Origin of the sequence: Bradyrhizobium genosp. SA-4 str. CB756 (genome assembly GCF_000473125.1) — a bacterium.
In the GTDB taxonomy this organism is placed as follows: domain Bacteria; phylum Pseudomonadota; class Alphaproteobacteria; order Rhizobiales; family Xanthobacteraceae; genus Bradyrhizobium; species Bradyrhizobium arachidis.
On the sequence record NZ_KI421499.1, the window covers coordinates 3732996 to 3757668 of the forward strand.

The following is a 24673-nucleotide window of genomic DNA, read 5'->3' on the forward strand; positions in this document are numbered from 1 at the left end:
TGCAATGGAGGTAATTGTTTGAGCATGATCTTTTCGGAAAACCGCTTCACACTTTTCCGGATCATGCTCTAGCGCGAGAAGCTGCCGCTCGGCAGCGGCGCCGGGAAGCCACCCTGCGACTGCTGCTGCGTGGTCTGGGCCGATTGTGCCGGCTGCTGTTGAACGGTCTGGTCCGGTGGCGGCGCGGTGGTGCGCTTGCGGACGATTTTCTGCTTGGGCGGGGGCGCGGCGGTGGGCGGCGCAGCTTCCGGCTGGGCCTCGCCATCGACCTCGCCGGCGGGCGCCTCAGCCGGTGCGGCCGCGGCCGCCGGATGCTTGCTCTTCTTCGCCTTGGCGCCCTTGGCCGGTTCGGGCGGCGGCGGCTCGGTCGGCAAGGCCGCAACGGCACCCGCGTTCGGATCGGGCTGTTGCTGGGCGCCCTTGTACAGCTCCTTCGGGACGCCCTGCTCGAGGCCCGGGACACCTTCCGGGAACACCGGTTTGCGGTCACCCGGCAGCTTCTTCTTGGTGTCGAGGAAGTCGAGCATGTCGCTTGGATCGAAGCTGGAGCAGCCGCCCAGGACACCCGTGAAGGCGATCAGGACGGCGGCTGCGATCAAGCGTGGCGTGCGGCGCATCTTGTGTCTCGTTACGTCAGAGGTCCGTCGTCAGCTTTTGGCGACGGGCGGCAGCAGAGCCTGGAGCGCCTCGGCGCGCGAGCGCAGGCCGGGCGGCGTTTCGCCGTCTTCGGCAATCGTATCGAGCCATTTGCGCGCGGCGGTCGCGTCGTTGTTGCGCCAGGCCGACAGCGCCAGCATCTCGCGCGCGCTGTGGCGGAATGTCGATTTGGGCGCGGCCGAAGCCTCCAGCCGCTGCTGCATGTCGGCATAGGACGCGCTGTCGAGCAGCAAGCCGGCGGCACGAATCTTGGCCAGATCCTGCCACTCGCCACCCACACTGCGGTCGGCGGCGATGTCGTCATACATCTTCGCGGCTGCCTTGGGATCGCGGGGGGCGGCCTCGGCCGCAGCGCGCAGTCTCGACAGCGTGCGATAGCCCGACGGCGCCTTGGCGGCGAGCTCGGTGAAGGCGGCTTCGGCCTCGGCGTGCTTGTTCTGGTCGGACAGCTCGACAGCCTTCTCGAAGGCGGCGCCGGCCTCGGCGGCCTTCTTGGCCTCCAGGTACTGATAGCCGCGCCAGCCGCCGACGGCGGCCACGATGAGCACCATCAGGGCGATGAAGTAGATCGAATATTTATCCCACAGCTTCTTGAGCTGTTCGCGACGTACTTCCTCGTCGACTTCGTCAAATAATTCAGACACTTATGCCAATCCCATGCCCGTCCCGGTGCGCGCGCCAGTGCGTCCGCGTCAGGAATCCCGTCCCCGTGTGGCGGCGAGGTACCCTAACGATATGGCGGTGGCAAGGCAAAGCCAGCCCGATCAAGGCGTTAACCACCCCGCAGGAGCCCGGAAGACCGCCCGCCCGGCTCAGGCTCCCGGGAGCTCCCGCAGCTGCCGCTTCAGCACCTTGCCATTGGCATTGCGCGGCAGCGGCTCGGCGGTGATCGCCATGGTCTCGGGGACCTTGTAGTCGGACAGCCGTTCCGCGCACCAGGCCCGCAAGGCGTCGGCGGCCACGGGCGCGCGTGTCACCACGACGGCATGGACGCGCTCGCCCAGCACCGGGCACGCTTTGGCGATGATCGCGCTCTCGACCACCGCGGGGTGGCCGGCCAGCACAGACTCGACCTCGGCGGAATAGATCTTCAGCCCGCCGCGGTTGATCATGTCCTTCTGCCGGTCGAACACGCGGACGAAGCCTTCGGCGTCGACCGAGCCGAGATCGCCGGAGTGCCAGAATCCGGCGGTGAAGCTCTCCGCCGTCGCCTTCGGATTGTTCCAGTAACCTTTGATGACCGAGGCGCTCTGGATCCAGAGCTCGCCGATCTCGCCGGGCGGCAGCTCGCGCCCGTCCGTCCCCATCGCGACGATGCGCGCACCGGGGCACGGCAGGCCGACGCTATCGATGTGGCTCGCGGTCAGCTCGCCCGGCATGATCGTCGACGGCGACGTCGTCTCAGTGGCGCCGTAGCAGTTCGCAAGCTTCAGACCGGGGATCGTCGCCTTGAGCTTCTCGATGGTCGCGACCGGCATCGGCGCGCCGCCGAAGCCGCCGATGCGCCAGCTCGAGAGATCATAGCTGTCGAAATCGGGCTGGAGCAGGCAGAGATTGTACATCGCCGGCACCATCACCGTGTAAGTGACGCGCTCGCGCGCGGCGAGCTTGAGATACTCTGCGGCCTTGAACTCCGGCATGATGATCAGCGCGCCGCCGCAGCGGATCATCGTCGTGATGTTGGCGACGACGCCGGTGACATGGCCGAGCGGCACCGCCGCGATCGAACGGTCCGTTTCCGTCAATTGCAGGCAGGACACGAACACCATCGAGGAATGCACGATGTTGCAATGGGCGAGCATCGCGCCCTTCGGCTTGCCCGTCGTGCCCGAGGTGTAGAGGATCATCGCGGTGTCCTCTTCGCCCACCTCGACAGGCGCCGGTGCCGGAGGATTGTCCGCCAGCATGCCAAAACGCGACAGGGCCGGATCGCTGTCGATGGCGATGCGGTGGATCACATCGGGGACATCCGATGCATCGGGCAGCCGGTCGGCAAGTCCTGCCTCATGGATCAGGATCCTGGCGCCGCAGTCGGCGAGCACATAGGCGATCTCGGGTTTCTGCTGGCGCGTGCTCAGCAGCACCGTGACGAGGCCCTCATGCGCGGCGGCAAACAGCAGCAGCGGAAACTCGATGCGGTTGCCGAGCAGGATCGCAACGCGATCGCCGCGTTGCAGGCCGAGCTTGCGGAAACCCGCCGCGATCCGCGCGGCCTGCTCTACCGCCTGCCGCCAGCTCAGGCGGACGTCGCCTGCGATCAGCGCTTCGCCATCGGCATTGCGTGCGCAGGCGTCCGCAATCATGGCCCACAAGCTCGCCGGACGGTCCCAGAACGCCGGCACCGCCCGATCGCCAAAGCGCGCCTCGAGACGCATCGGCGGGATCTGAGATTGCCACCAGTCCATCGGAATGCCTCGGCTTGTTGCTCTTGTTATCTTCCGCGCACGGACGTGCAGGCCGTGTCTTGTGCCGATCGGCTACACCCCCACGACGGGAACACCGATCACCACCGGATGGAACGCAAACGCCAGAGCCAGATAGGCAACGACGCCCACAGCAACAGCGATCAGATCGTTGGTGACGCCGCCCACCGGGATCGGCGGCCCGCCAGCGTCCTTGCGATGCTTGAGCGAAATGCGGTCATACACCGCCCAGCCCAGGAACGAGCCGAACAGGATGATGGAGCCGAGATCGCCATTGGCGAGCAGATGCGCTGCCGCCCACAGTTTGATGCCCGCCAGCATCGGATGCTTCAGCGTCGCATAAATGCGGCCGCGCAGGTAGGAGGCGACCACCAGGATGACCGCGGGCAGCATCAGCGCGAGGGTTATGTGCTTGAGCGCCTTCGGCGGATACCAGACGTCGATCCAGCCGGAGCTACGATAATGGGCAAAGCCCCAGATGATCAGCGCCAGCCCCGCAAGCGAAACGACGGAGTAAAGGAGCTTGTAGGTCCCCTCGCCCAGCCTCACGATGGCTTGCGCGCGCGCCTCGCGTTTCGTGGTGAAACCATGGGCCGCGAAAAACAGCACCAGCCCCAGGATCATGACCAGCAGACCCACGACATCCTCCCCTCGTCCAACGCCCCCGCCCATGGCGTATCATCGATTGGCCGCCGGTCGCAACTGACGCGCTATTTGCCGAGCCCCCGATTGTCGACGTAGCGGATCGCGATCGGCCGGCCCGCCAGCGCGCCGCCGAGGCCGCTGGTAAATTTCAGCGGCAGACAGGCTTTCAGCGATGAATTGATCGCGTTGAGGTAGGTCGTTCGGATGTCGGCGGGGACGCCCGCGGTCGCGTATGTCAGGCGCGGCGGGCCGATCAGGCCGCCCGCCTTGTTGAAGCTGAAGCGCACCGACATCTGCATGCCCGCCCGCGCATTATCGGAGGGCGGCAACCAGCAGCTGCGCAGCTCGGCGAAGAGGTCGCCGATCGTGTCGAGGTCGTGATCCGGCCTTTGATATTTGGCGCGATCGGCGTCGGACGGAACGCTCTCGACCGTGAGCTGGAGATTCTGGCCGTACGGATAGTCGATCTCGGGAATGCAGGGGCCGGGCTCGAGCGGGCTGCAATAAGACGGCGTACAGGGCCGGCCGTCGAGCACGCTGCACGGCTCGTGTGAAAACGGGATCGGATTGATCTGGCGCGGCCGCGCGTCGGCGGCGATCGTCGACATCGCCAGCAGGAACAGAACGAGGATGCCGCGCCACATGATGCGAGCTCGCGATGTCACACGAGTTGAAGGTGGCATTGCCTCTGACAACGTCAAGCCTGCGGACGTTCACATGCTTGCGTTCGAGCACGCTGTCGTCGCCCGGCTTGACCGGGCGACCCAGTACGCCGTGACGGCAATGATTGAATCGATGGGCTGCGGCGTACTGGATTCCCCGCCTTCGCGGGGAATGACAGTGGGGCGTTTGGCCAGTGGCGGGCGAGAGCGCCCTACCCCTTCTTCTTGACGTCCTTGACGTTGGTGAACTCGATGCCCTCGGCGCGCTCCCTGGTGTAACCGAGATAGAACTCGTTCCGCGCCAGGTACACGGGATCGCCGTCGACATCGTCGGCGATGCTGGACGTGTTGGCGGCGATGAAGGTGTCGAGCTTCTTGCGGTCCTCGGAGGAGACCCAACGCGCAAGCTGGAATTCGCTGACCTCGAACTCGACCGGCAGCGAATATTCGGCTTCGAGGCGCGCCTTCAGCACGTCGAGCTGAAGCGCGCCGACCACGCCGACCAGTGCCGGCGCGCCGTCGCGCGGGCGGAACACCTGGACCACGCCCTCTTCCGACATCTGCTGAAGCGCTTCCTTCAGCTTCTTCGCTTTCATGGCGTCGGTGAGCCGCACGCGGCGAACGATTTCCGGCGCAAAGCTCGGCACGCCCACGAAATTGAAATCCTCGCCTTCGGTCAGCGTGTCGCCGATGCGCAACGTGCCGTGATTGGGAATGCCGACGACGTCGCCGGCAAAGGCCTCGTCCGCGACCGAACGGTCCTGCGCGAAGAAGAATTGCGGGCTCGACAGCGGCATGCTCTTGCCGGTGCGCACGAGCTTGGCCTTCATGCCGCGGCTGAGCTTGCCGGAGCACAGGCGCGCGAAGGCAATGCGGTCGCGGTGGTTCGGATCCATGTTGGCCTGGATCTTGAACACGAAGGCGCTCATGCGCGGATCTGTCGCCTCGACCTTGCGCTGGTCGCTGTCCTGCGCGCGCGGCTCGGGCGCGAACTTGCCGAGGCCTTCCAGGAGGTCGCCGACGCCGAAATTGCGCAGCGCGCTGCCGAAATAGACCGGCGTCAGATGCCCTTCGCGAAACGCGTCGAGCTCGAATGGTTTTGAAGCTTCGGTGACGAGCTCGAGTTCGTCCTTCACAGCAGAGGCGTCGAGATTGGCGTTGAGCTTGGCGAGTTCGGCGATCGCGATCTGCTGCGCCGCGCCAGTCTTGGCGCCGCCGCCTTCGAGCAGGCGGACACCGCCATTGATGACGTCGTAGGTGCCGAGGAAGTCGCGGCCGCGGCCAACCGGCCAGGTCATCGGCGTGGTGTCGAGCGCCAGCGTCTTCTCGATCTCGTCGAGCAGCTCGAACACGTCGCGGCTCTCGCGGTCCATCTTGTTGATGAAGGTGATGATCGGGATGTCGCGCAACCGGCAGACCTCGAACAGCTTGCGGGTGCGCGCCTCGATGCCCTTGGCGGCGTCGATCACCATGACCGCGGAATCGACCGCGGTGAGCGTGCGGTAGGTGTCTTCCGAAAAGTCCTCGTGGCCCGGCGTGTCCAGGAGGTTGAACACGAGGCCCTCGAACTCGAAGGTCATGACCGAGGTCACGACCGAGATGCCGCGCTCGCGCTCGATCTTCATCCAGTCCGAGCGCGTATTGCGCCGTTCGCCCTTTGCCTTGACCTGGCCGGCGAGGTTGATGGCGCCGCCGAACAGCAGGAGCTTTTCGGTCAGCGTGGTCTTGCCGGCGTCTGGATGCGAGATGATCGCAAAGGTCCGCCGACGCGCCACTTCGGCGGCAAGCGGGGAACGGGCCGGCGATTCGGCTGTGGTGGTGGCGATGTCGGACATGGCGGGAGCGTTTGGCAGGGAAAATGGGCCTGATCAAGCCTGATTTGGTGATTGCGGAGCCCTTCAGCCAGCCCCATATCGCCGTTTGGGAGGGACGGCCCTCCTTTTCACAACTAATCGCCAGCGGGGACGACCCTGCCTTGAATGGAGGGTCGTCATGGCCTGGAGCATCCTGTTCGTCGCCGGTCTTCTCGAGATCACCTGGGCGATCGGGCTGAAGTACACCGAGGGTTTCACCAGGCTTGTTCCGTCCGTCGTCACGCTCGCGGCGATGGCCGGCAGCGTCATCCTGCTGGGATTTGCCCTCAAATCCCTGCCCGTCGGGACCGCCTATGCGGTCTGGACCGGGATCGGCGCGGTCGGCACTGCCACGCTCGGCATCTTCCTGTTCGGCGAGCCCGCCACCGCCTTCCGCCTCGCCAGCATCGGGCTGATCGTTGCCGGCATCGTCGGGCTGAAGCTCGTCACCTGAAGAGCTGGACTGCCCACCAGGTCAGCGCGGCCACGATGGCCGAGGCCGGGATGGTGATCACCCAGGCATAGACGATCGAGCTTGCGACGTTCCAGCGCACCGCCGAAACCCGGCGGGCGGCACCGACGCCGACGATGGCGCCAGTGATGGTGTGGGTGGTCGAGACGGGAACGCCGAGAAACGTCGCCATGAACAGCGTCGCGGCGCCGCCCGTCTCGGCGCAGAAGCCCTGCATCGGCGTCAGCTTGGTGATGCGCAGGCCCATGGTGCGGACGATGCGCCAGCCGCCCATCAGCGTGCCCAACGCCATCGCCGCCTGGCACGACAGCACCACCCAGAACGGCACCGAAAATTCGCCGCCGAGATGGCCCTGCGAATAGAGCAGCACGGCAATGATGCCCATGGTCTTCTGCGCGTCGTTGCCGCCATGGCCGAGCGAATAGAGCGAGGCGGAGGCGAATTGCAGGATGCGGAACGCGCGGTCGACCGCAAACGGCGTCGAGCGCACCGAGAGCCAGGACACGATCGCGACCAGCATCATCGCGAGAAAGAAGCCGACCAGCGGCGACAGGACGATCGCCAGCACCGTCTTCGACAGACCGCCCCACACCGCCGCCGAAATCCCCGCCTTGGCCATGCCGCCGCCGACAAGGCCGCCGATCAGCGCATGCGACGAGGAGGACGGGATGCCGAGCGCCCAGGTCACGAGGTTCCAGACGATGGCGCCGATGAGAGCGGCGAAGATCACCTGGGCATCGACGATCGAGGGATCGATGATGCCGGTGCCGATGGTCTGGGCGACGTGCAGGCCGAACACCATGAAGGCGATGAAATTGAAGAAGGCGGCCCAGAGCACCGCGAACTGCGGCCGCAGCACGCGGGTCGACACGATGGTCGCGATCGAATTGGCGGCGTCGTGCAGGCCGTTCAGGAAGTCGAACAGCAGCGCGACGGCGATCAGTCCGACCAGGACGGGAAGACCCAACGCGGCATCCACGGCGGCCCTGCCTTACTCTTCGCGCATGATCTGAGCGGAAAACCGCTGCACACTTTTCCGGATCATGCGCTAGACCTGCTCGATGACGATGCTGTTGATCTCGTTCGCGACGTCGTCGAAGCGATCGGCCACCTTTTCGAGGTGGTCGTAGATCTCGACGCCGACGATGAAATCCATCGCGTTGCCATCGCGATGCTTGAGGAACAATTCCTTCAGCCCGATGTCGTGGAGGTCATCGACACGCCCCTCGAGCTTGGTCAGCTCCTCCGTGATGGCTGTCAGCATCGCGACGTTCGGCCCGATCGATTGCAACAGCGGCAAAGCGCGTCCGACCAGATTGGCGCATTCGATCAGAAGCCCGCCGATCTCGCGCATCGGCGGCTCGAAGGCGCGGACCTCAAACAGCATCACCGCCTTTGCGGTCTGCTGCATCTGGTCGATGGCGTCGTCCATCGAGGTGATGAGGTTCTTGATGTCACCGCGATCGAACGGCGTGATGAACGTGCGTCGCACCGCCGTCAGCACCTCGCGGGTGACGTTGTCGGCCTCGTTCTCGAACTGGCTGACCCGCTGGCAATAGACCGGCGTCTCCTCGCCGCCATTGAGCACGCCCTGGAGCGCAAACGCGCCCTGAATCACGGTCTGGGCATGGCGGTCGAACAGTTCGAAAAAGCGCTCTTCCCTGGGAAGCAGAGCGCGAAACCAACGCATCATGGGTCGCTACCGGCTCGAAATGGCCCGGCCCGAACGAGCCGTCACAAAACTGTCATAGACCATTTCGACGCCGCGCGCGTGTCTTCTCACACCCGCGGCGCCGGATCATCCACCGCTTTAGCGCACCAATGAAATTGATGCGATATCAATGATTTAGAGCGAACGCCGGAAGTAATGGGCGATTTCGCCAATGACGCCGCGGCGGAAGGTGAGCACGCAGACCACGAAGATCGAGCCCTGAATCACCGTCACCCACTGGCCGAAGCCCGCCAGGTATTGCTGCATGGCGATGATCGCGAAGGCACCAACCACCGGGCCGAAGATGGTGCCGAGACCGCCGACCAGCGTCATCAGCACGACCTCGCCCGACATCGTCCAGTGCACGTCGGTGAGCGAGGCGTTCTGCGCCACGAACACTTTCAGCGCACCGGCAAAGCCCGCCAGCGTCCCCGACAGCACGAACGCCAGGAACTTGTACTGGTCGGTGCGATAGCCGAGCGAGATCGCGCGCGGCTCGTTCTCGCGGATCGACTTCAGCACCTCGCCGAACGGCGAATTGATGATGCGATAGATCAGCAGGAAGCCGGCGAGGAAGCCGACCAGCACGACGTAATAGAGCACGGTCGGCTTCGACAGATCGAGCACGCCGAACATGCGTCCCTGCGGAATGCCCTGGATGCCGTCCTCACCATGGGTGAACGGCGCTTGGAGATAGATGAAGTACAAGAGCTGCGACAGCGCCAGCGTGATCATCGAGAAATAGATGCCCTGGCGGCGGATCGAGATGTAGCCGGTGATGATCGAGAGCCCGAAAGCCGCGGCGATACCGACGAGAATGCCGAGCTCCGGCGGCAGCGCCCACACCTTCAGCGCATGCGCGCTGCAATAGCCGGCCGTGCCCATAAACATCGCGTGGCCGAACGACAGCAATCCGCCGTAACCGATCAGCAGGTTGAAGGCGCAGGCCAGCAGCGCGAAGCACAGCGCCTGCATCACGAAGAACGGATAGACCCCTGTGAAGGGCACCGACGCCAGCAGCAGCGCCATCACCACGAAGACGATCATCTCGTCGCGCACCGCGCGCGGGGTTACCGAAAGCGTGTCGTCCGTCAAGGCTGTCATCTCAGGCCGCCCTTCCCGTCAATCCCGTTGGCTTCACCAAGAGCACCAGCACCATCAGCACGAACACGACGGTGTTGGAGGCCTCGGGGTAGAAATATTTGGTCAGGCCCTCGATCACACCGAGCGCGAAGCCGGTGATGATGGAGCCCATGATCGATCCCATGCCGCCGATCACGACCACCGCGAACACCACGATGATCAGGTCGGCGCCCATCAGCGGCCGCACCTGGTTGATCGGCGCCGAAAGCACGCCGGCGAGCGCGGCAAGGCCGACGCCGAGACCGTAGGTCAGCGTGATCATGCGCGGCACGTTGATGCCGAAGGCGCGCACCAGCGTCGGATTCTCGGTGGCGGCGCGCAGGTAAGCGCCGAGCCGCGTCTTCTCGATCAGGAACCAGGTGGCCAGACACACCACCAGCGAGAAGATGACCACCCAGCCGCGATAGACGGGCAAGAACATGAAGCCGAGATTCATGCCGCCCTTGAGCTGGTCCGGAATGGCGTAAGGCAGGCCGGAGGAGCCGAAATAGTTCTGGAACACGCCCTGCACGATCAGCGCGATGCCGAAGGTCAGGAGCAGGCCGTAGAGGTGATCGAGCCCGGTCAGCCATTGCAGCATGGTCCGTTCCAGGATCATGCCGAAGATGCCGACGATGATGGGGGCCAGCAGCAACGCCCACCAGTAGTTGATGCCGCCGAGGTTGAGCAGGAAGTAGGCGACGAATGCGCCCATCATGTAGAGCGCGCCATGGGCGAAATTGATGATGTTGAGCATGCCGAAGATCACGGCAAGCCCGAGACTGAGCAGCGCGTAGAACGAGCCGTTGATCAGTCCCACCAGTAGCTGAGCGTATAGAGCCTGCATCGATCCCGCACCCGGTCCCTTCGGCGTTCCCCTGAAAGTCGCCCGCAGGCCATTAAGGCCTGCGGGCCGTTATCTTACTTCTTCAACAGCGCGCACTTGCTCTCGGAGAGCGGCGTGAAGGCCTGGTCGCCCGGCACCGTGCCGACGAGCTTGTAGAAGTCCCACGGTCCCTTGGACTCCGAGGGCTTCTTCACCTCGAACAGATAGGCGTTGTGGATGGTGCGGCCATTGGGCTGGATCTCGCCCTTGCCGAACAGATCGTCCTCGGTCGGCATCGACTTCATCTTCTCGACGACTTTGACGCCGTCATGCGAATTGCCGCCGAGCGCTTCCAGCGCCTTGAGGTAGTGGCGCACGCCCGCATAGACGCCCGCCTGCACCATGGTCGGTGGAGCGTTGTTCTTCATCTTGTCGGCGAAGCGCTTGGAGAAGGCCCGGGTCTTGTCGTCCATGTCCCAATAGAAGGTCTCGGTGAAGTTGAGGCCCTGCGCAGTCTCGAGGCCGATCGCCTTGACGTCGGTGAGGAACAACAGCAGCGCCGCGAGCTTCTGGCCGCCCTTGACGATGCCGAATTCGGCCGCCTGCTTGATCGAGTTGGTGGTGTCGCCGCCGGCATTGGCAAGGCCGATGATCTTGGCCTTGGAGGCCTGGGCCTGGAGCAGGAAGGACGAGAAATCCGGCGTGTTCAGCGGATGCTTGACGCCGCCGACGACCTTGCCGCCGTTGGCGGTGATGACGGCGGTGGTGTCGCGCTCGAGCGCTGCGCCGAACGCATAGTCGGCGGTCAGGAAGAACCAGGTGTCGCCACCGGCCTTCACCAGCGCCTGGCCCGTGGTGTGGGCCAGCATGTAGGTGTCGTAGGTCCAGTGCACGGTGTTGGGCGAGCACTGCGCGTTGGTGAGGTCGGAGGTCGCCGCGCCCGAGTTGATGTAGACGCCGTTCTTCTCCTTGACGACGTTGTTGACGGCGAGCGCCACGCCGGAATTCGGCACGTCGACGATGACGTCGACCTTGTCGACGTCGAACCACTGCCGCGCGATCGCGGTACCGATGTCGGGCTTGTTCTGGTGATCGCCGGAGATGATGTCGATCTTCCAGCCCTTCGCCGCAAGACCGGAATCTTCAACGGCCATCTGCGCGGCGAGCGTCGAGCCGGGACCGCCGAGATCGGCATAGAGGCCCGACTGATCGGACAGCGCGCCGATCTTGACGGTCTTGTCCTGCGCAAATGCGACGCCTGTTGCGGCGAAGGTGAGCGCGGTGGTCAGCAGCAATGACGCAATCGACCTGGTCTTCATGCAACGTTCCTTTTGAATTTTTCTCGTTGGCCGTTCTTCGGTTTGAGCACGATCTCTTCGGAAAACCGCTACACACTTTGTGCTAACGCGGCTCTCCCCATCCTGATCATGCTCTAGACACCGAGATAGGTGTGGAGCTTGTCCATGTTGGCGGCAAGCTCCGAATTGGAAAATCCGTCAATGATCTTGCCGTGTTCGACCACGTAGTAGCGGTCGGCGACGGTGGAGGCGAAGCGGAAGTTTTGCTCGACGAGGAGGATCGTAAAGCCCTCCTTCTTGAGCCGCGCAATGGTGTGACCGATCTGCTGGATGATGACGGGCGCAAGACCTTCCGTCGGCTCGTCCAGCATCAGGAAGCTCGCGCCGGTGCGCAGGATGCGCGCGATCGCGAGCATCTGCTGCTCGCCGCCGGACAGCTTGGTGCCCTGGCTGTTCAGCCGCTCCTTCAGGTTCGGAAACAGATCGAATATCTGCTCGAGCGGCAGTCCGCCGGCGCGGACCACCGGCGGCAGCAACAAATTCTCCCGCACGTCGAGGCTGGAGAATATCCCCCGCTCTTCCGGACAGAACGCGATGCCCATGCGGGCGATCTTGTCGGAGGTCGCGCGGATGATGTCCTGGTTGTTGAATTTGATCGAGCCGGCGCGCTTGCCGATGATGCCCATGATCGACTTCAGCGTGGTGGTCTTGCCGGCGCCGTTGCGCCCGAGCAGGGTGACCACCTCGCCGGCATTCACGTCGAAGTTGATCCCGTGCAGGATGTGGGACTCGCCGTACCAGGCTTCGAGGTTGCGGACCTGGAGGATGTTGCCGCCGGTCGCGGCCTTTGCCGGAGCTTCGGCCATCGCAGTCTCAGGCATGACCGGCTCCCAGATAGGCTTCCTTGACGCGCTCGTCCTTGGTGAGCTCGGCATAATGGCCCTGCGCCAGCACCTGCCCGCGCGTCAGCACGGTGATGATGTCGGAAAGGTTGGCGACGACGCTCAAATTATGCTCGACCATCAGGATGGTGTATTTCGCGGAGATGCGCTTGATCAGCGCCGCGATCTTGTCGATGTCCTCGTGGCCCATGCCGGCCATCGGCTCGTCCAGCAACATCATCTCGGGGTCGAGCGCGAGCGTGGTTGCGATCTCAAGTGCGCGCTTGCGCCCGTAGGGCATCTCGACCGCGGGCGTATTGGCAAACTCGCTGAGGCCGACATCGTTCAACAGCTCGCGGGCGCGGTCGTTGAAGCGGTTGAGCACGGACTTCGAGCGCCAGAAATCGAACGAGGAGCCGTGCTGGCGCTGGAGCGCGACTCGGACGTTCTCCAGTGCGGTGAGATGCGGAAATACCGCCGAGATCTGGAACGAACGAACGAGGCCCATGCGGGCCACGTCGGCCGGCGCCATCGCGGTGATGTCCTGGCCCTTGTACAGGATTTTCCCGGCAGACGGTTTCAGGAACTTGGTCAAAAGATTGAAGCACGTCGTCTTGCCGGCACCGTTCGGGCCGATCAGCGCGTGAATGCTCCCACGGCGGACTTTGAGCGCAACATCGCGGACGGCGAAGAAGCCCGCGAACTCCTTGGTCAAGCCTTCCGTTTCGAGAATGAACTCATCGGCCAAACAGATTTCCCCCTGCCCGCACGACGCGCTGGTCGCGCGTGGCTGTCCTTGTTTACTTCGGCTTTCCGGAGGCCTTGGAGCCTGTCCCGGAACGCCGCCTCCGGGCGCGGAATATGCCGGAGGTGACGGGGGTTAGGCAAGGCGGAAAGCTGAGCAGATCAGGCCTCCGGCTGGGATACAAATGCTCCCTTAGTCGGAGATGTTTTGATGCCGCCTGCCCGGCCTCCCGGTTCGCGAAAGCTCCGGTCATCAAGCCGTCGTTAACGGTCTTTCGTTCCCCGCGCCAGCCTTCATAGAAAATTTTCCCGCAACATGGATCATGTGCGGGCTTTTACATGCCGGGAATATTGTTTTGGATTTCTCAAGTGCTGCTCCCTCCGTCGTCAAGTCGATCCGGCAGCGTGATCTCCTGAACACGTGGCTGCGACTTTATGCGCGCGAGCAGATGGTGCCGGCAATCTGGGAGTATCAGCCGGCAAGACTCGAGGACGAGCTGTCCGATCTCATCTATTACACGGTGGACAGCTCAGCTCCGACGCCGCGGCTGACCATCCAGAGCGAAGGCACTCGCATCTCGCGCGCCTACGGACATACCGGCAAGGGCGTTCTGCTCGACGACTATATCGGGCCACGACTCGTGCCGTTCGTGATGCCGATCTATTACGAATGCGTCGCGCGCGGACTTCCGGTCTACAGCGTTGCCGATGTCGACGACATCTACGGCCGCGTCGTAGCCTATGAGCGCCTGCTGCTGCCGTTCCAGACCGACGGCAAGATCTGCCACGTCATCGCCTCGCTCAAGACCTTCTGCGAGGACGGCGGCTTCGAGATCAAGAATCTGATGCGCGGAAATGACGCGCTGCCACGCCCGAAGCTGCGCGCGGTGATCGACTGCGACCTGTTTCATCGTGCCCCCGGCCGCATTGCGGCGGCCGACGTGGTCGAGTTCGTCGATCAGCCCGGCGTCACCACCGAGATCATCGAGCTGAACTGACGCCCAGAGAGATCGGGCGTCGACCTATTTGGTCTTGACGTCCTTGGCATAGATGTCCGGCTTGAAGCCGACCAGCAGCTTGCCGCCGATCTCCAGCACCGGCCGCTTGATCATCGATGGTTGCGCTAGCATCAACGCCAGCGCCTTCTTCTCGGTGAGGCCTTCCTTGTCGGAATCGGGCAACTTCTTGAAAGTCGTGCCGGCGCGATTGAGCAGCGTCTCCCAGCCGACCTTGTCGCTCCACTGCTTGAGCTTGTCCTTCTCGACGCCCACCACCTTGTAGTCATGGAATTCATACGCGACGCCGTGGGTATCGAGCCAGGCGCGCGCCTTCTTCATGGTGTCGCAGTTCTTGATGCCATAGATGATGTTGGGCAAGACGTCCCCCGCGCATGCGTCGTATCGTGACCACGGCGTTGTACGAAACTCCGCGTCGCGCCACAATATTGCGAACGACGCCAACTCGCCCAACGGACATCCTATGCACGTCACCCACGATTCCGCAGCGGCCGCCTCGCCGACCATCGACTTCAACAGCTTCCTCGCGGTCGACATCCGTGTCGGCACCATCGTCGACGCAAAGCCGTTCCCGGAGGCGCGCAAGCCGGCCTTTCGGCTGTGGATCGATTTCGGACCTGTGATTGGCGTGCGCAAGAGCTCGGCGCAGATCACCGAAAACCACCCGCTCGAGACGCTGGTCGGACAACAGGTCGCAGCCGTCGTCAATTTCCCGCCGCGCCAGATCGGGCCGGTCGTCTCCGAAGTGCTGACGCTCGGTTTCCCTGATGCCGACGGCAAGGTGGTGCTGGTGCAGCCGAGCAAGCCAGTGCCGAACGGCGGGCGGCTGTTTTAGCAGCCGGGCCAGGCCATCGCCTCTCCGCGTTCGCAACCGAATAATCCTCCTCTTTTCCCGGCTCTGGCGGGTCGGACTTGACCAAAGTGCAGCTTGGCAATAAAAATGACTGATCGATCGTTTTTTATTTTGATCGACCTTTTTTGGGTCACACCCCGCCGACAGCTAAAACGATCGATCAGTCAGTTATTTACGGACGGTCAAGATGCCCAAGATCAGCGACAAGCAGCGCGAAGGCCGGCGGCAGCAGATTCTGGAGGCTGCCCTCACCTGCTTCGCCGAGGACGGTTTCCACCAGACCGGCATGGCCGACATCGTGAAGCGGTCGGGGCTGAGCCACGGCGCGGTCTATCTCTACTTCCAGAGCAAGGACGATCTGATCGAGGCGCTGGCCGACGACCGGCATCGCCGCGAGGCCGTTCTCAACTCTGTCGCACAAGGATCGGGCGATCCGATCGAAGGCCTGCGCGCGCTGGTCCGCGTCTACGCCCAATGGCTCTCCGACCCTGCCGGCGAAGCGCGGCGACGCGTCGGCATCCATGGCTGGGCCGAAGCGCTGCGCAACCGCCGCGTCCGTATCAGCGTCGTCGAAGGCATCGACATGCCGCGTGCCCTGATCGTGGCACTGGTCGAACGCGGCCAGCACGACGGGCTGATCAAGCGCGATCTCGGCGCCGACGCGATCGCGCGTGTGCTGATCGCGATCTTCCAGGGCTTTGTGCTGCAGAAGTGCTGGGGCGAGGATTTTGACGTCGAGGCCTGCATGGCGGCCGTTGCTGGCGTGATCGATGGCTTCCGCACCACGAAGCCGGACGTGAAGCGACGAACCAGAGCATGACCGATGTCCTGGATTCATGAACTCCTCGCCGGCGCCGGCGTCGGTCTGGTCGCAGGGTTGGCATCGGGCTTCACCGGCACGAGCCCGGGTGGCGGCCTCGTGATCTTCTCCGTGCTGCTGCTCGGGGCCGAGCAACACGTTGCCCAGGGCACATCGCTGATCACGCAAATCCCCCCAACCGGCCTCGCCGGCGCGCGCCGCTACTGGCAGAGCGGCAATCGCAGTCCGCTGCAATGGATCATTTGGATCGGCGCTGGATTTCTGGTCGGCGGCGTGGGCGGCGGCTATGCCGCGGCGTCGGTTTCGGACTCTGTTCTGCAATGGACTTACGTGGTCTATCTCGTCGCGTTGATCGCGCTTTTGATCCTGCGCCGCGAGCGCAAGGACGACGGCATCAAGGCCGGTGACGGCAATGAACTGCCCTGGCTGCCACTGCTCCTCATCGGCATGCTCGCCGGATTTTCCTCCGGCTTCATGGGCATCGGCGGCGGGCTCGCGATCACCGTCGGCCTCGCCGCGGGCCTGCGCGTGCCGCAACATCAGGCGCAACTTGTCAGCCTGATTTTCTCGGTGATCCCGACCAACATTCCGGCAGCCTGGATCTACTGGAGCAAAGGGCTGATGGTCGGCTGGCCGGCCATCATCGGCATCGTTGCCGGCCTGTGGATCGGCACCGACCTCGGCGCGCGCATGGCCAACGGCGTCAGCAAATCGGCGCTGCGCCGGGCCATGATCGCCCTCGTCTCGCTGATGGCGCTCTACATGGCGTACAAGGCGCTGAGCTGACCTCACGGCCGCTTCGGAATGTTCAGCCCGCGCTGCACCGCCGGGCGCGCCAGCCCGCGTTCAAGCCAGGCGCCGACCGACTTGAATTGATTGAACTCGACGAGATCGCCGGCGCCGTAAAAGCCGATGAGATTGCGCACCCAGCCCAGCATGGAGATGTCGGCGATGGTGTAATCATCGTCCATGAACCACTGCCGGCCGGAGAGATGCGTCTCCATCACGTCAAGCAGACGCTTGGCCTCGCTGACGTAACGATCGCGCGGTCGCTTGTCCTCAAAATCCTTACCGGCGAATTTGTGGAAGAAGCCGACTTGGCCGAACATCGGCCCGATGCCGCCCATCTGAAAATGCACCCACTGAATGGTCTGGTAGCGGCGCGCGGCGTCCTGCGGCAGCAGCTTGCCGGTCTTCTCCGCGAGATATTGCAGGATGGCACCGGACTCGAACAGCGGCAGCGGCCTGCCGCCGGGGCCATTGGGATCGAGGATCGCCGGGATCTTGCCGTTCGGATTGAGCGAGAGAAACTCCGCCGTCTTCTGGTCGTCCTTGCCGAAGTCGACGAGATGCACCTCGTATGGCAGCCCAATCTCCTCCAGCATGATCGAGACCTTGACGCCGTTCGGCGTCGGCAGCGAATAGAGCTGGAGCAGCTCGGGATGCTCGGCCGGCCAGCGCTTGGTGATGGGAAAGGCGGACAGATCGGACATCGGGACCCCGGCTGCGTTCGTGAGACGCCGCCTAATCTAGGCGAGACGGCGAACGGCGCAAGGCCGGGCAGTTGGCCGGATCATAATGGTCGGAGCAAATGGCTGGTTGCGTACACCACGTCGTGCTGCGCGCGCCGCTCGATGAAGAGCTGCCCGGTGACGAGAAGCGCCCCGGTGAAGACGAGCGCGAGCATCGCGGTCGCGAATTGACTGGCATCATTCATCGCGAGGAATTCTCCATAATCGGTTCGCACAGGGAACGCGGTCCGACCACAGGCAGTTCCTATATGCGTCAAATAAATTGCCGCTTTTTCCCGATCGATGGCCGTGCCGCGAGGCGTCTCAATAATTGATCTCCATCCGCAACCCGCGCGGATCGACCTCCTCGCCACCCACACGCTGCGTGCTGTCGCGTGCCGCGACCGCACAGGCGCAGGCGTCGATCAGATCGTCACGGCCGATGCCGGTGCCATGCCGCTGCGTCAGCCATTTTGGCAGGCGGGTGAAGCCGCGTTGCGCCAGGAGCGCGATGCGTTGCTCGCGGCCTTCCGCAGATGTCTTCCTGGCAAGCCGCACGCGGCCAGCGAGATTCCAGAAAATCAATTCCGGATGCGCTTCGCCGATCGCCGCCTGCCGCGCCGGCGTGATGATCGCATCGACGTCCCTGATCTTGTCCCTGATGTTCCAGAGCTGCGCCGACACACCCCTGCCCTTGCCCTCATGCTCCCAGTAGTGGCGATTGGCCGTCGCCATGTCGGGAAACGTCCAGAGGTCACGGCGCGCGCCGAGAAACACGGCGGGGCCAACGAGCTCGCGTGCGCGCAAATCGCAGGCCCGGTAGCCGCTCGGCTTCAATCCGATCGGCATGTCGATCATCGCGCGCGCATGCGGCATCGCGAGCAACCGCGTCAGACCGGGTGAGTAATCGAAGCCGTGCTCGCCGCGCTCGTCGATCCAGGCTGCGACCCAGCCAAAGCGAAACCCGTCGAGGCCGAGATAGTTGGACACGTCATACCGAATGAATTCGCGGTCAGCCTCCGACGGCCTGATAGGCCAGGCGCTTGAATTCGAAGAAGAACGGATTCCAGAAACCCATGTAGCGCTGGGCCATCAGCACGCCGGCGGTGTTGGCCTCCGGGCAGATCCACCAATGAGTGCCGGCGAGGCCGCCCCATTGGAATTCGCCAACGGAATTTGGCGGATCAAAGGGCGTCGGCGCGAAGGTGACAGCGCCGCCGAGACCAAAGCCCTTGCCGGGGATCGGCCCGAGATTGGCAAAGCGGATGGTCTGCCCCGATGGCAACTGGTTCGTCATCATGAGCCGCAGCGTGTCGGGCTTGAGCAGCGCATCCGAGCCCGGCAGCAGCGCGCGGACCAGCGCCAGCATGTCAGGCAAGGTCGAGACCAGACCACCGCCGCCCGACAGCCGCGGGAACGGCTGCCGATAGGCCTGCGGGTAAGGCAGATTGTCGGCCCGCGTCAGGCCCGGCTTCATGGGATCGAGCACGTCGGCGCCGTTGTAGAGCGCCACCAGCCTGCCCTGCTGCGCCTCCGGCACATGGAAGCCGGTATCGGTCATGCCCAGGGCATCGAAAATGCGCGCCTTAAGGAAGGCATCGAGGGATTTGCCCGACACCACCTCCACGACGCGGCCGAGCACGTCGGTCGCCACCGAATATTCCCAACCAGCGCCGGGATGATAGGACAGCGGCAGATCGGCGAGCTTGTCGATCATGTCGGCGAGCGGCGTCAGCGGATTGAGCACGCGCGCTTCGTTATAGCCCTTGAACAGCACCGTACCGGGATCGAAGATGCCGTAGCTGAGGCCGGAGGTATGGGTCAGAAGCTGGCGGATCGTGATCGGACTTTTTGCCGGCTCGACATCGGCAAGGCTCGTCGCGCCCTGCTTGAGCACCTTGCGGTTGCCAAGCTGCGGCAGGCATTTCTCGATCGGGTCATCGAGCCCGATGCGGCCTTCCTCGACCAGCAGCATGATCGCGCAGGTGACGAAGATCTTGGTGTTGGAAAACGCACGGAAGATGTGGTCGGGACGCAACACAGTGTTCGCCTCGCGATCGGCGAAGCCGACGCACTGCTGGTCGACGACCTCCCGGCCGCGCAGCACCGCCCAGGATACTCCGGGAATGATCTCCTGATCGACGTAGCGCTGCATCGCAGTCCGCGCGGCGGAAAAATCAGGTGTCCTGGCGTCCATGTGTCCCCCCAATGATGGTTGGGGATGGATATAGCGCGCTTTCGCTGGAAATGAAGACCGCCCCTGAAGGGCGATCATCCCTGCTTCATCAGCGCGGTGACGTGGAGCTGTCGCCGGATGCGCATGCCCTGCCGCTGGTACAGCGCGATGGCCGAGGTGTTGTTCGAAAACACGTGCAGGAACGGAATCTCGCCGCGCGCCTCGATCCGGCGCGCGACCGCCGCAAGCAGCGCCTGCGCGTAGCCGCGCCCGCGATAGTCGGGATGCACGCAGACGGCCGTCATCTCCACGAACTTTCCCGGCTTCATCCGCTCGCCGGTCATCGCGACCAGCTCGTTGCCGGCGCGGATGCCGAGGAATGTGCCGAGCTGGTGCGTCCGCGCGGCGAAAGGCCCGGGCTTGGTCAGTTCCGTCAGTGCCATCATGGCGGGAACGTCAGCAGCTCCCAGCGTGACGATCTCGGCATCGCGCAGCGGGCTGTCGGCGGGCGAGCCGATCATCTGCTCGCCGGTCTCGGCGAGCACGACCTTGAAGCCGGCGGGAACGTCGACCGGCTCGGGCGTGAACAGCGCGGCGACCTGCGAGCCCGACATCAAATCACCGAGCGCGGCGAAGCTCGCTTCCGACATGTCCACCATGTCGGCGAACGGCGTCATGTCCTGGGGATAGCGCAGCGCGCGCGCACCGCCCTCCGCCAGATGCTTCTGGCTCGTCGTCAGCGCGCTCCAGATCGGGCGATCCAGCAGCGCCTCATCGCGGTCAGACACCGGACCCTAGTCCTTGTCGAAGCTGACGATGACGGCGGCATTGGCGATGAGGATGGGGTCGTTGGCCACTTCCGTGGCCGAGGGAATCTCCAGCCCGCCCTTGACCGCGGTGACGGTCACGGTGCCGTAAGGCAGCTCCTTGGCAACGGCCTCCTTGTCCACGGCCTCCGGATTGGGCACGCCGATCGTGACATCGACGAACATGTCGTTCGCGGTCTTGCCGATCATCCGGAAAAACCCGAGGCTCGAATGCCGGATGGCATCGGACACCGCGCGCTTCGCTGCCTTGGTGGCGTCCCTGCCGTGAACGTCGACGCCCATGCCCATCTCGGTAACGCAGCGAACACGTGTCATGTTCATTCCTGTCAGTGCTGGAGTTCAGAGGGGCTGACCTTCTGCGATCCGCGCCTCCCGCACAAGCGCCTTTTCGCGCAGGAAATATGCACTGCGGTCCTCCTCCTGCGCGTTCACGACCGCGCGAATGCGCAGCAAATCCTTGCGCGCGACGAGGCCCACCACACGATGACTAGCGCGATCGACCACCGGCAAACGCCCGAGATCGGAGGCCACCATGAGATCGGCGACCCGGCCCAGCACGTCGTCGGGATGTGCCACCACGGCCGATGTGTCCGAGACGACGTCGTCGAGCGTTGCGGCGTGGTGATCGCCCTCGGTGCGCCAGCGCAGCACGTCAGCACGGGTCACCATGCCGGTGAGCCGTCCGTCGGCGGCGACCACGGGATAGGATTTGTGACGGCGCTGATCCGAGGTGAAGAACGTGACCGCTTCGTCGATAGGCATGTCGACGGGCAGCGTGTCGACTTTCGTGACCATGACATCGGCGGTGCGCATCAGCTCGAACGGATCGATCGCGTATTCGCGGGTGATGTGCTGGCCGCGGCGCGCGATCTTCTCGGTCAGGATCGATCGCTTCAGCAACAGCACCGTGACGGCGTGCGCCGCCCCGGTCGCCGCCAGCAACGGCAGCAGCATGTCGATATTGCCGGTCAGCTCGATGGCGAACATCACGCCGGTCAGCGGCGAGCGCATCGTGCCGCCCATCATCGCGGCCATGCCGACCAGCGCCCAGAATGATGCGCCACCTGGAAGCACAAGTCCCTCCATCCAGCCCGCCGTGCCGCCGAGGATGAGCAGCGGCGCCAGCACGCCGCCTGATGTGCCCGAACCCAGTGCGATCACCCAGATCGCGGATTTCACCAGCAAGAGCCGGATCGCCTCGTCGCGCACCATGTGGCCGGAGAGCAGATCGGCGATGACGTCATAGCCGACACCGAGCGCGCGCGGATCAATCAGTCCACCAAGGCCGACGATCAAGCCTCCGAGCATCGGCCACCACATCCAGTGCAACGGCAGATGGTCGAACAAATCTTCGATGGCGTAGAGCAGCCGCGTCATCAGTCCAGATTGCAGGCCGGCCACGATGCCGACGCCGATCGCAGCTGCGAGGCCCCACCAGGGAAGGTCCGGCCGTTCCGCGAACGGAAACAATGGCCCCGTCCCGAACAGCAGCGGACGCCAGGCGGCCGAGATCACGGCGCCGGTCACCACAGGCAGGAAGCTGCGCGGTTTCCATTCGAACAGCAATAGCTCGACGGCGAGCAGGACCGCTGCGATCGGCGTGCCGAAGATCGCCGTCATGCCGGCCGCCGCGCCCGCGACCAGCAGCGTCTTGCGCTCAGCGGCGGTGAGATGAAAACACTGCGCGAAGATCGAGCCGATCGCGCCGCCGGTCATGATGATCGGGCCTTCGGCACCGAACGGCCCGCCGCTTCCGATCGACACCGCCGAGGACAGCGGCTTCAGGATGGCGACCTTCGGCTGCATCCGGCTGCCGCCGATCAGGATCGCCTCGATCGCCTCGGGGATGCCGTGGCCGCGGATCTTCTCCGATCCGAACCGCGCCATCAGGCCGATCACGAGACCGCCGAGCGCCGGTGCCAGCACCATCCAGAGCCCCGGATGGGCGTTCGCCAGCGAGACGTTCTCGGTGCTGACATGGCCGAACCAGACCAGGTTGGTCACCAGCGCGATCAGCTTCAGCAGCACCCAGGCGGCCCCTGCCCCAAGGCTGCCGACCACCAGGGCCATGCCGATCAAGACCAGCACACGGCGGTCGGCGGTGAAGTCTCCGGGCTTGCCGCGAGGACGCGGGAGCCCGCCGGTGATGTCCAGGGTCTGGCGCATGAATTGCTCTATTCGGGAGGATTGCTCGCGCCAGCCAATATATCGTGGCACGATATATATCAAGGAATGGCAGGTATTCGCCGGCCTCTAGATCGGGCAGACCCTAAATCCCGGAAAGTGAGGCAAAAATCCCGTTGTGGCACATCCTTCGAGACGCCCGCTTTGCGGGCTCCTCAGGATGGTTCGTGTTCGTGGCGAGATGTCAAACCCTCATCGTGAGGAGCCCGCAAAGCGGGCGTCTCGAACCATGGAAGGCCTAGTCCCTCGTGACCTACTTCTCCCGCGCCCGCAACTCGTCGACGAGCACGCGCACATTCTCCGAATAATCGATCGGGATCGCGACCAGATGCACCCCGCCTTCCCTGAACGCCGCCTCCAGCGTCGGACCAAAGCTGTCGATGCTCTCGATGCGATGTCCCTTCGCGCCATAGGCCTTGGCGTAGAGGACAAAATCCGGATTGCCGAACGTCATGCCGTAATCGGCGAAATGATCGACGGCCTGCTTCCAGCGGATCATGCCGTAGGCGTTGTCCTCGAGCACCAGCACGACCAGATTGAGCTTGAGGCGGACGGCCGTCTCCATCTCCTGGCTGTTCATCATGAAGCCGCCGTCGCCGGCGACCGCGAGCACGCGGCGGTCGGGATAGAGCATGGCCGCCATCATCGCCGACGGCAGGCCGGCGCCCATGGTCGCCAGCGCGTTGTCGAGCAGCAGCGTGTTGGCGACGCGGGTGCGGTAGTTGCGCGCGAACCAGATCTTGTACATGCCGTTGTCGAGCGCGACGATGCCGTTCTCGGGGATGACCTGCCGGATGTCGTGCACGATGCGCTGCGGCGTCGGCGGCCAGCGCGCCTCGGTGGCACGGTCGGCGATGTGATTGAGAATCTCTTCGCGGAGCGGCAGCAACGCCGCCGCCTGCGGCAGCTTGCCTTCGAGCCGATCGGCGAGCAGCTCCAGGCTCGGGCCGACATCGCCGACGACCTCGGCATCAGGGAAATAGACAAGTTCAACGCTCGCCGGCGTGTAGCTGACGTGAATGACCTTCGGCCCCGACGGGCCCATGATGAAGGGCGGCTTCTCGACGGGGTCGTGGCCGATCGCGACGATCAGGTCGGCGGCGTCGATGGCGTCGTGGACGTAGTCGCGTTCGGACAGCGCCGCGGTGCCCATGTAGAGATTGGTGCCGCCGGGCACGGTGCCCTTCCCCATCTGCGTGGTGAAGAAGGGAATGCCAGTCCGCCGCACGAAGCTGGCGATGCCGTGGGTCGAGCGCGGCCGGCTGGTGGCAGCGCCCATCATCACCAGCGGACGCTTTGCGGCCAAAATCATCTCGGCGGCACGGTCGAGCGCGCCGCGATGGGCGACCGGGATCTCGATCGGATGAACCGGGATTACGGGGGCCGCAGGCACTTCGTCGCCGGCGATGTCCTCGGGCAATTCGAGATGCACCGGTCCGGGCCGCTCCTCCATCGCCACGCGAAACGCGTCGCGCACCACGGTCGGGATCGAGGAGGCGCTGACGATCTGCCGCGACAGTTTTGTCAGCGGCTTCATGGTCGCGACCACGTCCACGATCTGGAAGCGCGCCTGCCGGCTGCTCATGATCGGCTTCTGGCCGGTGATCAGGATCATCGGCATCCCGCCGAGATGCGCATAGGCCGCGCCGGTGGACAGGTTGAGCGCGCCGGGGCCGAGGGTCGAGAGACACACGCCGGGCTTGCCGGTCAGCCGCCCATGCGTCGCGGCCATGAAGGCGGCGGCCTGCTCGTGGCGGGTGAGGATCAACTGGATCTTCGAGGTGCGGAGCGATTCGACGAGATCGAGATTTTCCTCGCCGGGCACGCCAAAAATGCGATCGACACCCTCGTTCTCCAGCGCCGCGACAAACAGGTCCGATCCCTTCACTTTTTGGTCCTGCTTGCTCATGTCGCCTCCGCTTGCTGCTGTGCTCCCGTGTTCCACGGAAGCGATCGCATGGTAGCGGTCTGGGGCATATGCACAACTCACAA

Annotated in this window: 27 protein-coding genes; 5 read left to right on the plus strand and 22 right to left on the minus strand. The window is 64.3% G+C overall.

Features of this window, described 5'->3' with window-relative positions:
* Positions 1–68 precede the first annotated feature (68 nt).
* The 6 genes from BRAGE_RS0118445 to BRAGE_RS0118470 form a co-directional block, all read right to left on the minus strand.
* Positions 69–617, minus strand: a complete 549-nt coding sequence (locus tag BRAGE_RS0118445; protein ID WP_027557539.1) for a hypothetical protein — start codon at positions 615–617, stop codon at positions 69–71.
* A gap of 30 nt (positions 618–647) precedes the next feature.
* On the minus strand, positions 648–1301 hold the full coding sequence (locus BRAGE_RS0118450) for a tetratricopeptide repeat protein (protein WP_027557538.1): 654 nt from the start codon (positions 1299–1301) through the stop codon (positions 648–650).
* Positions 1302–1469: 168 nt separating this feature from the next.
* A complete protein-coding gene (locus BRAGE_RS0118455) occupies positions 1470–3062 on the minus strand; it encodes a class I adenylate-forming enzyme family protein (protein WP_027557537.1) in 1593 nt (530 codons plus the stop codon).
* A 72-nt stretch (positions 3063–3134) separates the two neighbouring features.
* Positions 3135–3719 (minus strand): NnrU family protein, encoded by a 585-nt coding sequence (locus tag BRAGE_RS0118460; protein ID WP_027557536.1) that lies wholly within the window; start codon positions 3717–3719, stop codon positions 3135–3137.
* Between the two features lie 71 nt (positions 3720–3790).
* Positions 3791–4369, minus strand: coding sequence for a hypothetical protein (locus BRAGE_RS0118465; protein ID WP_027557535.1), 579 nt, complete (start codon positions 4367–4369; stop codon positions 3791–3793).
* Between the two features lie 230 nt (positions 4370–4599).
* Positions 4600–6222 carry a peptide chain release factor 3 gene (locus BRAGE_RS0118470; protein WP_027557534.1) on the minus strand — a complete coding sequence of 541 codons (1623 nt, stop codon included), beginning with the start codon at positions 6220–6222 and terminating at the stop codon, positions 4600–4602.
* A 157-nt stretch (positions 6223–6379) separates the two neighbouring features.
* On the opposite strand from BRAGE_RS0118470, the gene sugE reads away from it, so the two are divergent.
* A complete protein-coding gene (gene sugE / locus BRAGE_RS0118475) occupies positions 6380–6694 on the plus strand; it encodes a quaternary ammonium compound efflux SMR transporter SugE (protein WP_027557533.1) in 315 nt (104 codons plus the stop codon).
* Here sugE and BRAGE_RS0118480 read toward each other — a convergent pair.
* From BRAGE_RS0118480 to BRAGE_RS0118510, 7 genes are all read right to left on the minus strand, one after another.
* Positions 6687–7691 carry an inorganic phosphate transporter gene (locus BRAGE_RS0118480; protein ID WP_027557532.1) on the minus strand — a complete coding sequence of 335 codons (1005 nt, stop codon included), beginning with the start codon at positions 7689–7691 and terminating at the stop codon, positions 6687–6689. The genes sugE and BRAGE_RS0118480 overlap by 8 nt on opposite strands.
* A gap of 69 nt (positions 7692–7760) precedes the next feature.
* Positions 7761–8405 (minus strand): DUF47 domain-containing protein, encoded by a 645-nt coding sequence (locus BRAGE_RS0118485; RefSeq protein WP_027557531.1) that lies wholly within the window; start codon positions 8403–8405, stop codon positions 7761–7763.
* A 153-nt stretch (positions 8406–8558) separates the two neighbouring features.
* Positions 8559–9527: a branched-chain amino acid ABC transporter permease gene (locus BRAGE_RS0118490; protein WP_027557530.1), complete on the minus strand. Its 969-nt coding sequence runs from the start codon at positions 9525–9527 to the stop codon at positions 8559–8561.
* 1 nt (position 9528) lies between these two features.
* Positions 9529–10392 (minus strand): branched-chain amino acid ABC transporter permease, encoded by an 864-nt coding sequence (locus tag BRAGE_RS0118495; protein WP_027557529.1) that lies wholly within the window; start codon positions 10390–10392, stop codon positions 9529–9531.
* 74 nt (positions 10393–10466) lie between these two features.
* Positions 10467–11690, minus strand: coding sequence for an ABC transporter substrate-binding protein (locus tag BRAGE_RS0118500; protein WP_027557528.1), 1224 nt, complete (start codon positions 11688–11690; stop codon positions 10467–10469).
* A gap of 113 nt (positions 11691–11803) precedes the next feature.
* Positions 11804–12550 carry an ABC transporter ATP-binding protein gene (locus BRAGE_RS0118505; protein WP_027557527.1) on the minus strand — a complete coding sequence of 249 codons (747 nt, stop codon included), beginning with the start codon at positions 12548–12550 and terminating at the stop codon, positions 11804–11806.
* Complete coding sequence (locus tag BRAGE_RS0118510) at positions 12543–13298, minus strand: ABC transporter ATP-binding protein (RefSeq protein WP_027557526.1); 756 nt, start codon at positions 13296–13298, stop codon at positions 12543–12545. The genes BRAGE_RS0118505 and BRAGE_RS0118510 overlap by 8 nt, the downstream gene beginning before the upstream one ends.
* Positions 13299–13617: 319 nt before the next feature.
* Here BRAGE_RS0118510 and BRAGE_RS0118515 point away from each other — a divergent pair, with 319 nt between their 5' ends.
* Entirely contained in the window at positions 13618–14292 is a 675-nt protein-coding gene (locus BRAGE_RS0118515; RefSeq protein ID WP_027557525.1) for a hypothetical protein, read from the plus strand.
* A gap of 24 nt (positions 14293–14316) precedes the next feature.
* Here the strand turns inward: BRAGE_RS0118515 and BRAGE_RS0118520 are convergent, their stop codons facing one another.
* On the minus strand, positions 14317–14670 hold the full coding sequence (locus BRAGE_RS0118520; protein ID WP_027557524.1) for an ArsC family reductase: 354 nt from the start codon (positions 14668–14670) through the stop codon (positions 14317–14319).
* 103 nt (positions 14671–14773) lie between these two features.
* On the opposite strand from BRAGE_RS0118520, the gene BRAGE_RS0118525 reads away from it, so the two are divergent.
* The 3 genes from BRAGE_RS0118525 to BRAGE_RS0118535 all read left to right on the plus strand — a co-directional run bounded on the left by BRAGE_RS0118525 (position 14774) and on the right by BRAGE_RS0118535 (position 16769).
* Complete coding sequence (locus BRAGE_RS0118525) at positions 14774–15145, plus strand: tRNA-binding protein (protein ID WP_027557523.1); 372 nt, start codon at positions 14774–14776, stop codon at positions 15143–15145.
* Between the two features lie 205 nt (positions 15146–15350).
* Entirely contained in the window at positions 15351–15983 is a 633-nt protein-coding gene (locus tag BRAGE_RS0118530; RefSeq protein ID WP_027557522.1) for a TetR/AcrR family transcriptional regulator, read from the plus strand.
* A gap of 3 nt (positions 15984–15986) precedes the next feature.
* On the plus strand, positions 15987–16769 hold the full coding sequence (locus tag BRAGE_RS0118535) for a sulfite exporter TauE/SafE family protein (protein ID WP_027557521.1): 783 nt from the start codon (positions 15987–15989) through the stop codon (positions 16767–16769).
* Positions 16770–16771: 2 nt separating this feature from the next.
* Here the strand turns inward: BRAGE_RS0118535 and BRAGE_RS0118540 are convergent, their stop codons facing one another.
* The 8 genes from BRAGE_RS0118540 to BRAGE_RS0118575 all read right to left on the minus strand — a co-directional run bounded on the left by BRAGE_RS0118540 (position 16772) and on the right by BRAGE_RS0118575 (position 24590).
* The gene (locus BRAGE_RS0118540; protein WP_027557520.1) at positions 16772–17476 is read right to left on the minus strand and encodes a glutathione S-transferase family protein; all 705 of its coding nucleotides are present in this window, start codon (positions 17474–17476) and stop codon (positions 16772–16774) included.
* Between the two features lie 80 nt (positions 17477–17556).
* On the minus strand, positions 17557–17700 hold the full coding sequence (locus BRAGE_RS55930) for a hypothetical protein (RefSeq protein ID WP_167336515.1): 144 nt from the start codon (positions 17698–17700) through the stop codon (positions 17557–17559).
* Between the two features lie 118 nt (positions 17701–17818).
* A complete protein-coding gene (locus BRAGE_RS0118550) occupies positions 17819–18484 on the minus strand; it encodes a DUF429 domain-containing protein (protein WP_027557519.1) in 666 nt (221 codons plus the stop codon).
* A gap of 22 nt (positions 18485–18506) precedes the next feature.
* A complete protein-coding gene (locus BRAGE_RS0118555; RefSeq protein ID WP_027557518.1) occupies positions 18507–19691 on the minus strand; it encodes a serine hydrolase domain-containing protein in 1185 nt (394 codons plus the stop codon).
* Positions 19692–19765: 74 nt separating this feature from the next.
* Complete coding sequence (locus tag BRAGE_RS0118560) at positions 19766–20458, minus strand: GNAT family N-acetyltransferase (RefSeq protein WP_027557517.1); 693 nt, start codon at positions 20456–20458, stop codon at positions 19766–19768.
* Positions 20459–20464: 6 nt separating this feature from the next.
* The gene (locus BRAGE_RS0118565; RefSeq protein ID WP_018646107.1) at positions 20465–20812 is read right to left on the minus strand and encodes a Lin0512 family protein; all 348 of its coding nucleotides are present in this window, start codon (positions 20810–20812) and stop codon (positions 20465–20467) included.
* 24 nt (positions 20813–20836) lie between these two features.
* The gene (locus tag BRAGE_RS48840) at positions 20837–22663 is read right to left on the minus strand and encodes a chloride channel protein (protein WP_051377935.1); all 1827 of its coding nucleotides are present in this window, start codon (positions 22661–22663) and stop codon (positions 20837–20839) included.
* A 271-nt stretch (positions 22664–22934) separates the two neighbouring features.
* Positions 22935–24590, minus strand: coding sequence for an acetolactate synthase large subunit (locus BRAGE_RS0118575; RefSeq protein WP_027557516.1), 1656 nt, complete (start codon positions 24588–24590; stop codon positions 22935–22937).
* Positions 24591–24673: the final 83 nt, after the last annotated feature.

Bases quoted from the DNA above. Each gene is read 5' to 3' on its own strand.
- BRAGE_RS0118445 (WP_027557539.1), bottom strand. From the start codon at position 617: ATGCGCCGCACGCCACGCTTGATCGCAGCCGCCGTCCTGATCGCCTTC.
- BRAGE_RS0118455 (WP_027557537.1), bottom strand. From the start codon at position 3,062: ATGGACTGGTGGCAATCTCAGATCCCGCCGATGCGTCTCGAGGCGCGC.
- BRAGE_RS0118465 (WP_027557535.1), bottom strand. From the start codon at position 4,369: ATGTGGCGCGGCATCCTCGTTCTGTTCCTGCTGGCGATGTCGACGATC.
- BRAGE_RS0118470 (WP_027557534.1), bottom strand. From the start codon at position 6,222: ATGTCCGACATCGCCACCACCACAGCCGAATCGCCGGCCCGTTCCCCG.
- sugE (WP_027557533.1), top strand. From the start codon at position 6,380: ATGGCCTGGAGCATCCTGTTCGTCGCCGGTCTTCTCGAGATCACCTGG.
- BRAGE_RS0118485 (WP_027557531.1), bottom strand. From the start codon at position 8,405: ATGATGCGTTGGTTTCGCGCTCTGCTTCCCAGGGAAGAGCGCTTTTTC.
- BRAGE_RS0118490 (WP_027557530.1), bottom strand. From the start codon at position 9,527: ATGACAGCCTTGACGGACGACACGCTTTCGGTAACCCCGCGCGCGGTG.
- BRAGE_RS0118495 (WP_027557529.1), bottom strand. From the start codon at position 10,392: ATGCAGGCTCTATACGCTCAGCTACTGGTGGGACTGATCAACGGCTCG.
- BRAGE_RS0118500 (WP_027557528.1), bottom strand. From the start codon at position 11,690: ATGAAGACCAGGTCGATTGCGTCATTGCTGCTGACCACCGCGCTCACC.
- BRAGE_RS0118505 (WP_027557527.1), bottom strand. From the start codon at position 12,550: ATGCCTGAGACTGCGATGGCCGAAGCTCCGGCAAAGGCCGCGACCGGC.
- BRAGE_RS0118515 (WP_027557525.1), top strand. From the start codon at position 13,618: ATGTGCGGGCTTTTACATGCCGGGAATATTGTTTTGGATTTCTCAAGT.
- BRAGE_RS0118525 (WP_027557523.1), top strand. From the start codon at position 14,774: ATGCACGTCACCCACGATTCCGCAGCGGCCGCCTCGCCGACCATCGAC.
- BRAGE_RS0118530 (WP_027557522.1), top strand. From the start codon at position 15,351: ATGCCCAAGATCAGCGACAAGCAGCGCGAAGGCCGGCGGCAGCAGATT.
- BRAGE_RS0118535 (WP_027557521.1), top strand. From the start codon at position 15,987: ATGTCCTGGATTCATGAACTCCTCGCCGGCGCCGGCGTCGGTCTGGTC.
- BRAGE_RS0118540 (WP_027557520.1), bottom strand. From the start codon at position 17,476: ATGTCCGATCTGTCCGCCTTTCCCATCACCAAGCGCTGGCCGGCCGAG.
- BRAGE_RS55930 (WP_167336515.1), bottom strand. From the start codon at position 17,700: ATGAATGATGCCAGTCAATTCGCGACCGCGATGCTCGCGCTCGTCTTC.
- BRAGE_RS0118555 (WP_027557518.1), bottom strand. From the start codon at position 19,691: ATGGACGCCAGGACACCTGATTTTTCCGCCGCGCGGACTGCGATGCAG.
- BRAGE_RS0118565 (WP_018646107.1), bottom strand. From the start codon at position 20,812: ATGACACGTGTTCGCTGCGTTACCGAGATGGGCATGGGCGTCGACGTT.
- BRAGE_RS48840 (WP_051377935.1), bottom strand. From the start codon at position 22,663: ATGCGCCAGACCCTGGACATCACCGGCGGGCTCCCGCGTCCTCGCGGC.
- BRAGE_RS0118575 (WP_027557516.1), bottom strand. From the start codon at position 24,590: ATGAGCAAGCAGGACCAAAAAGTGAAGGGATCGGACCTGTTTGTCGCG.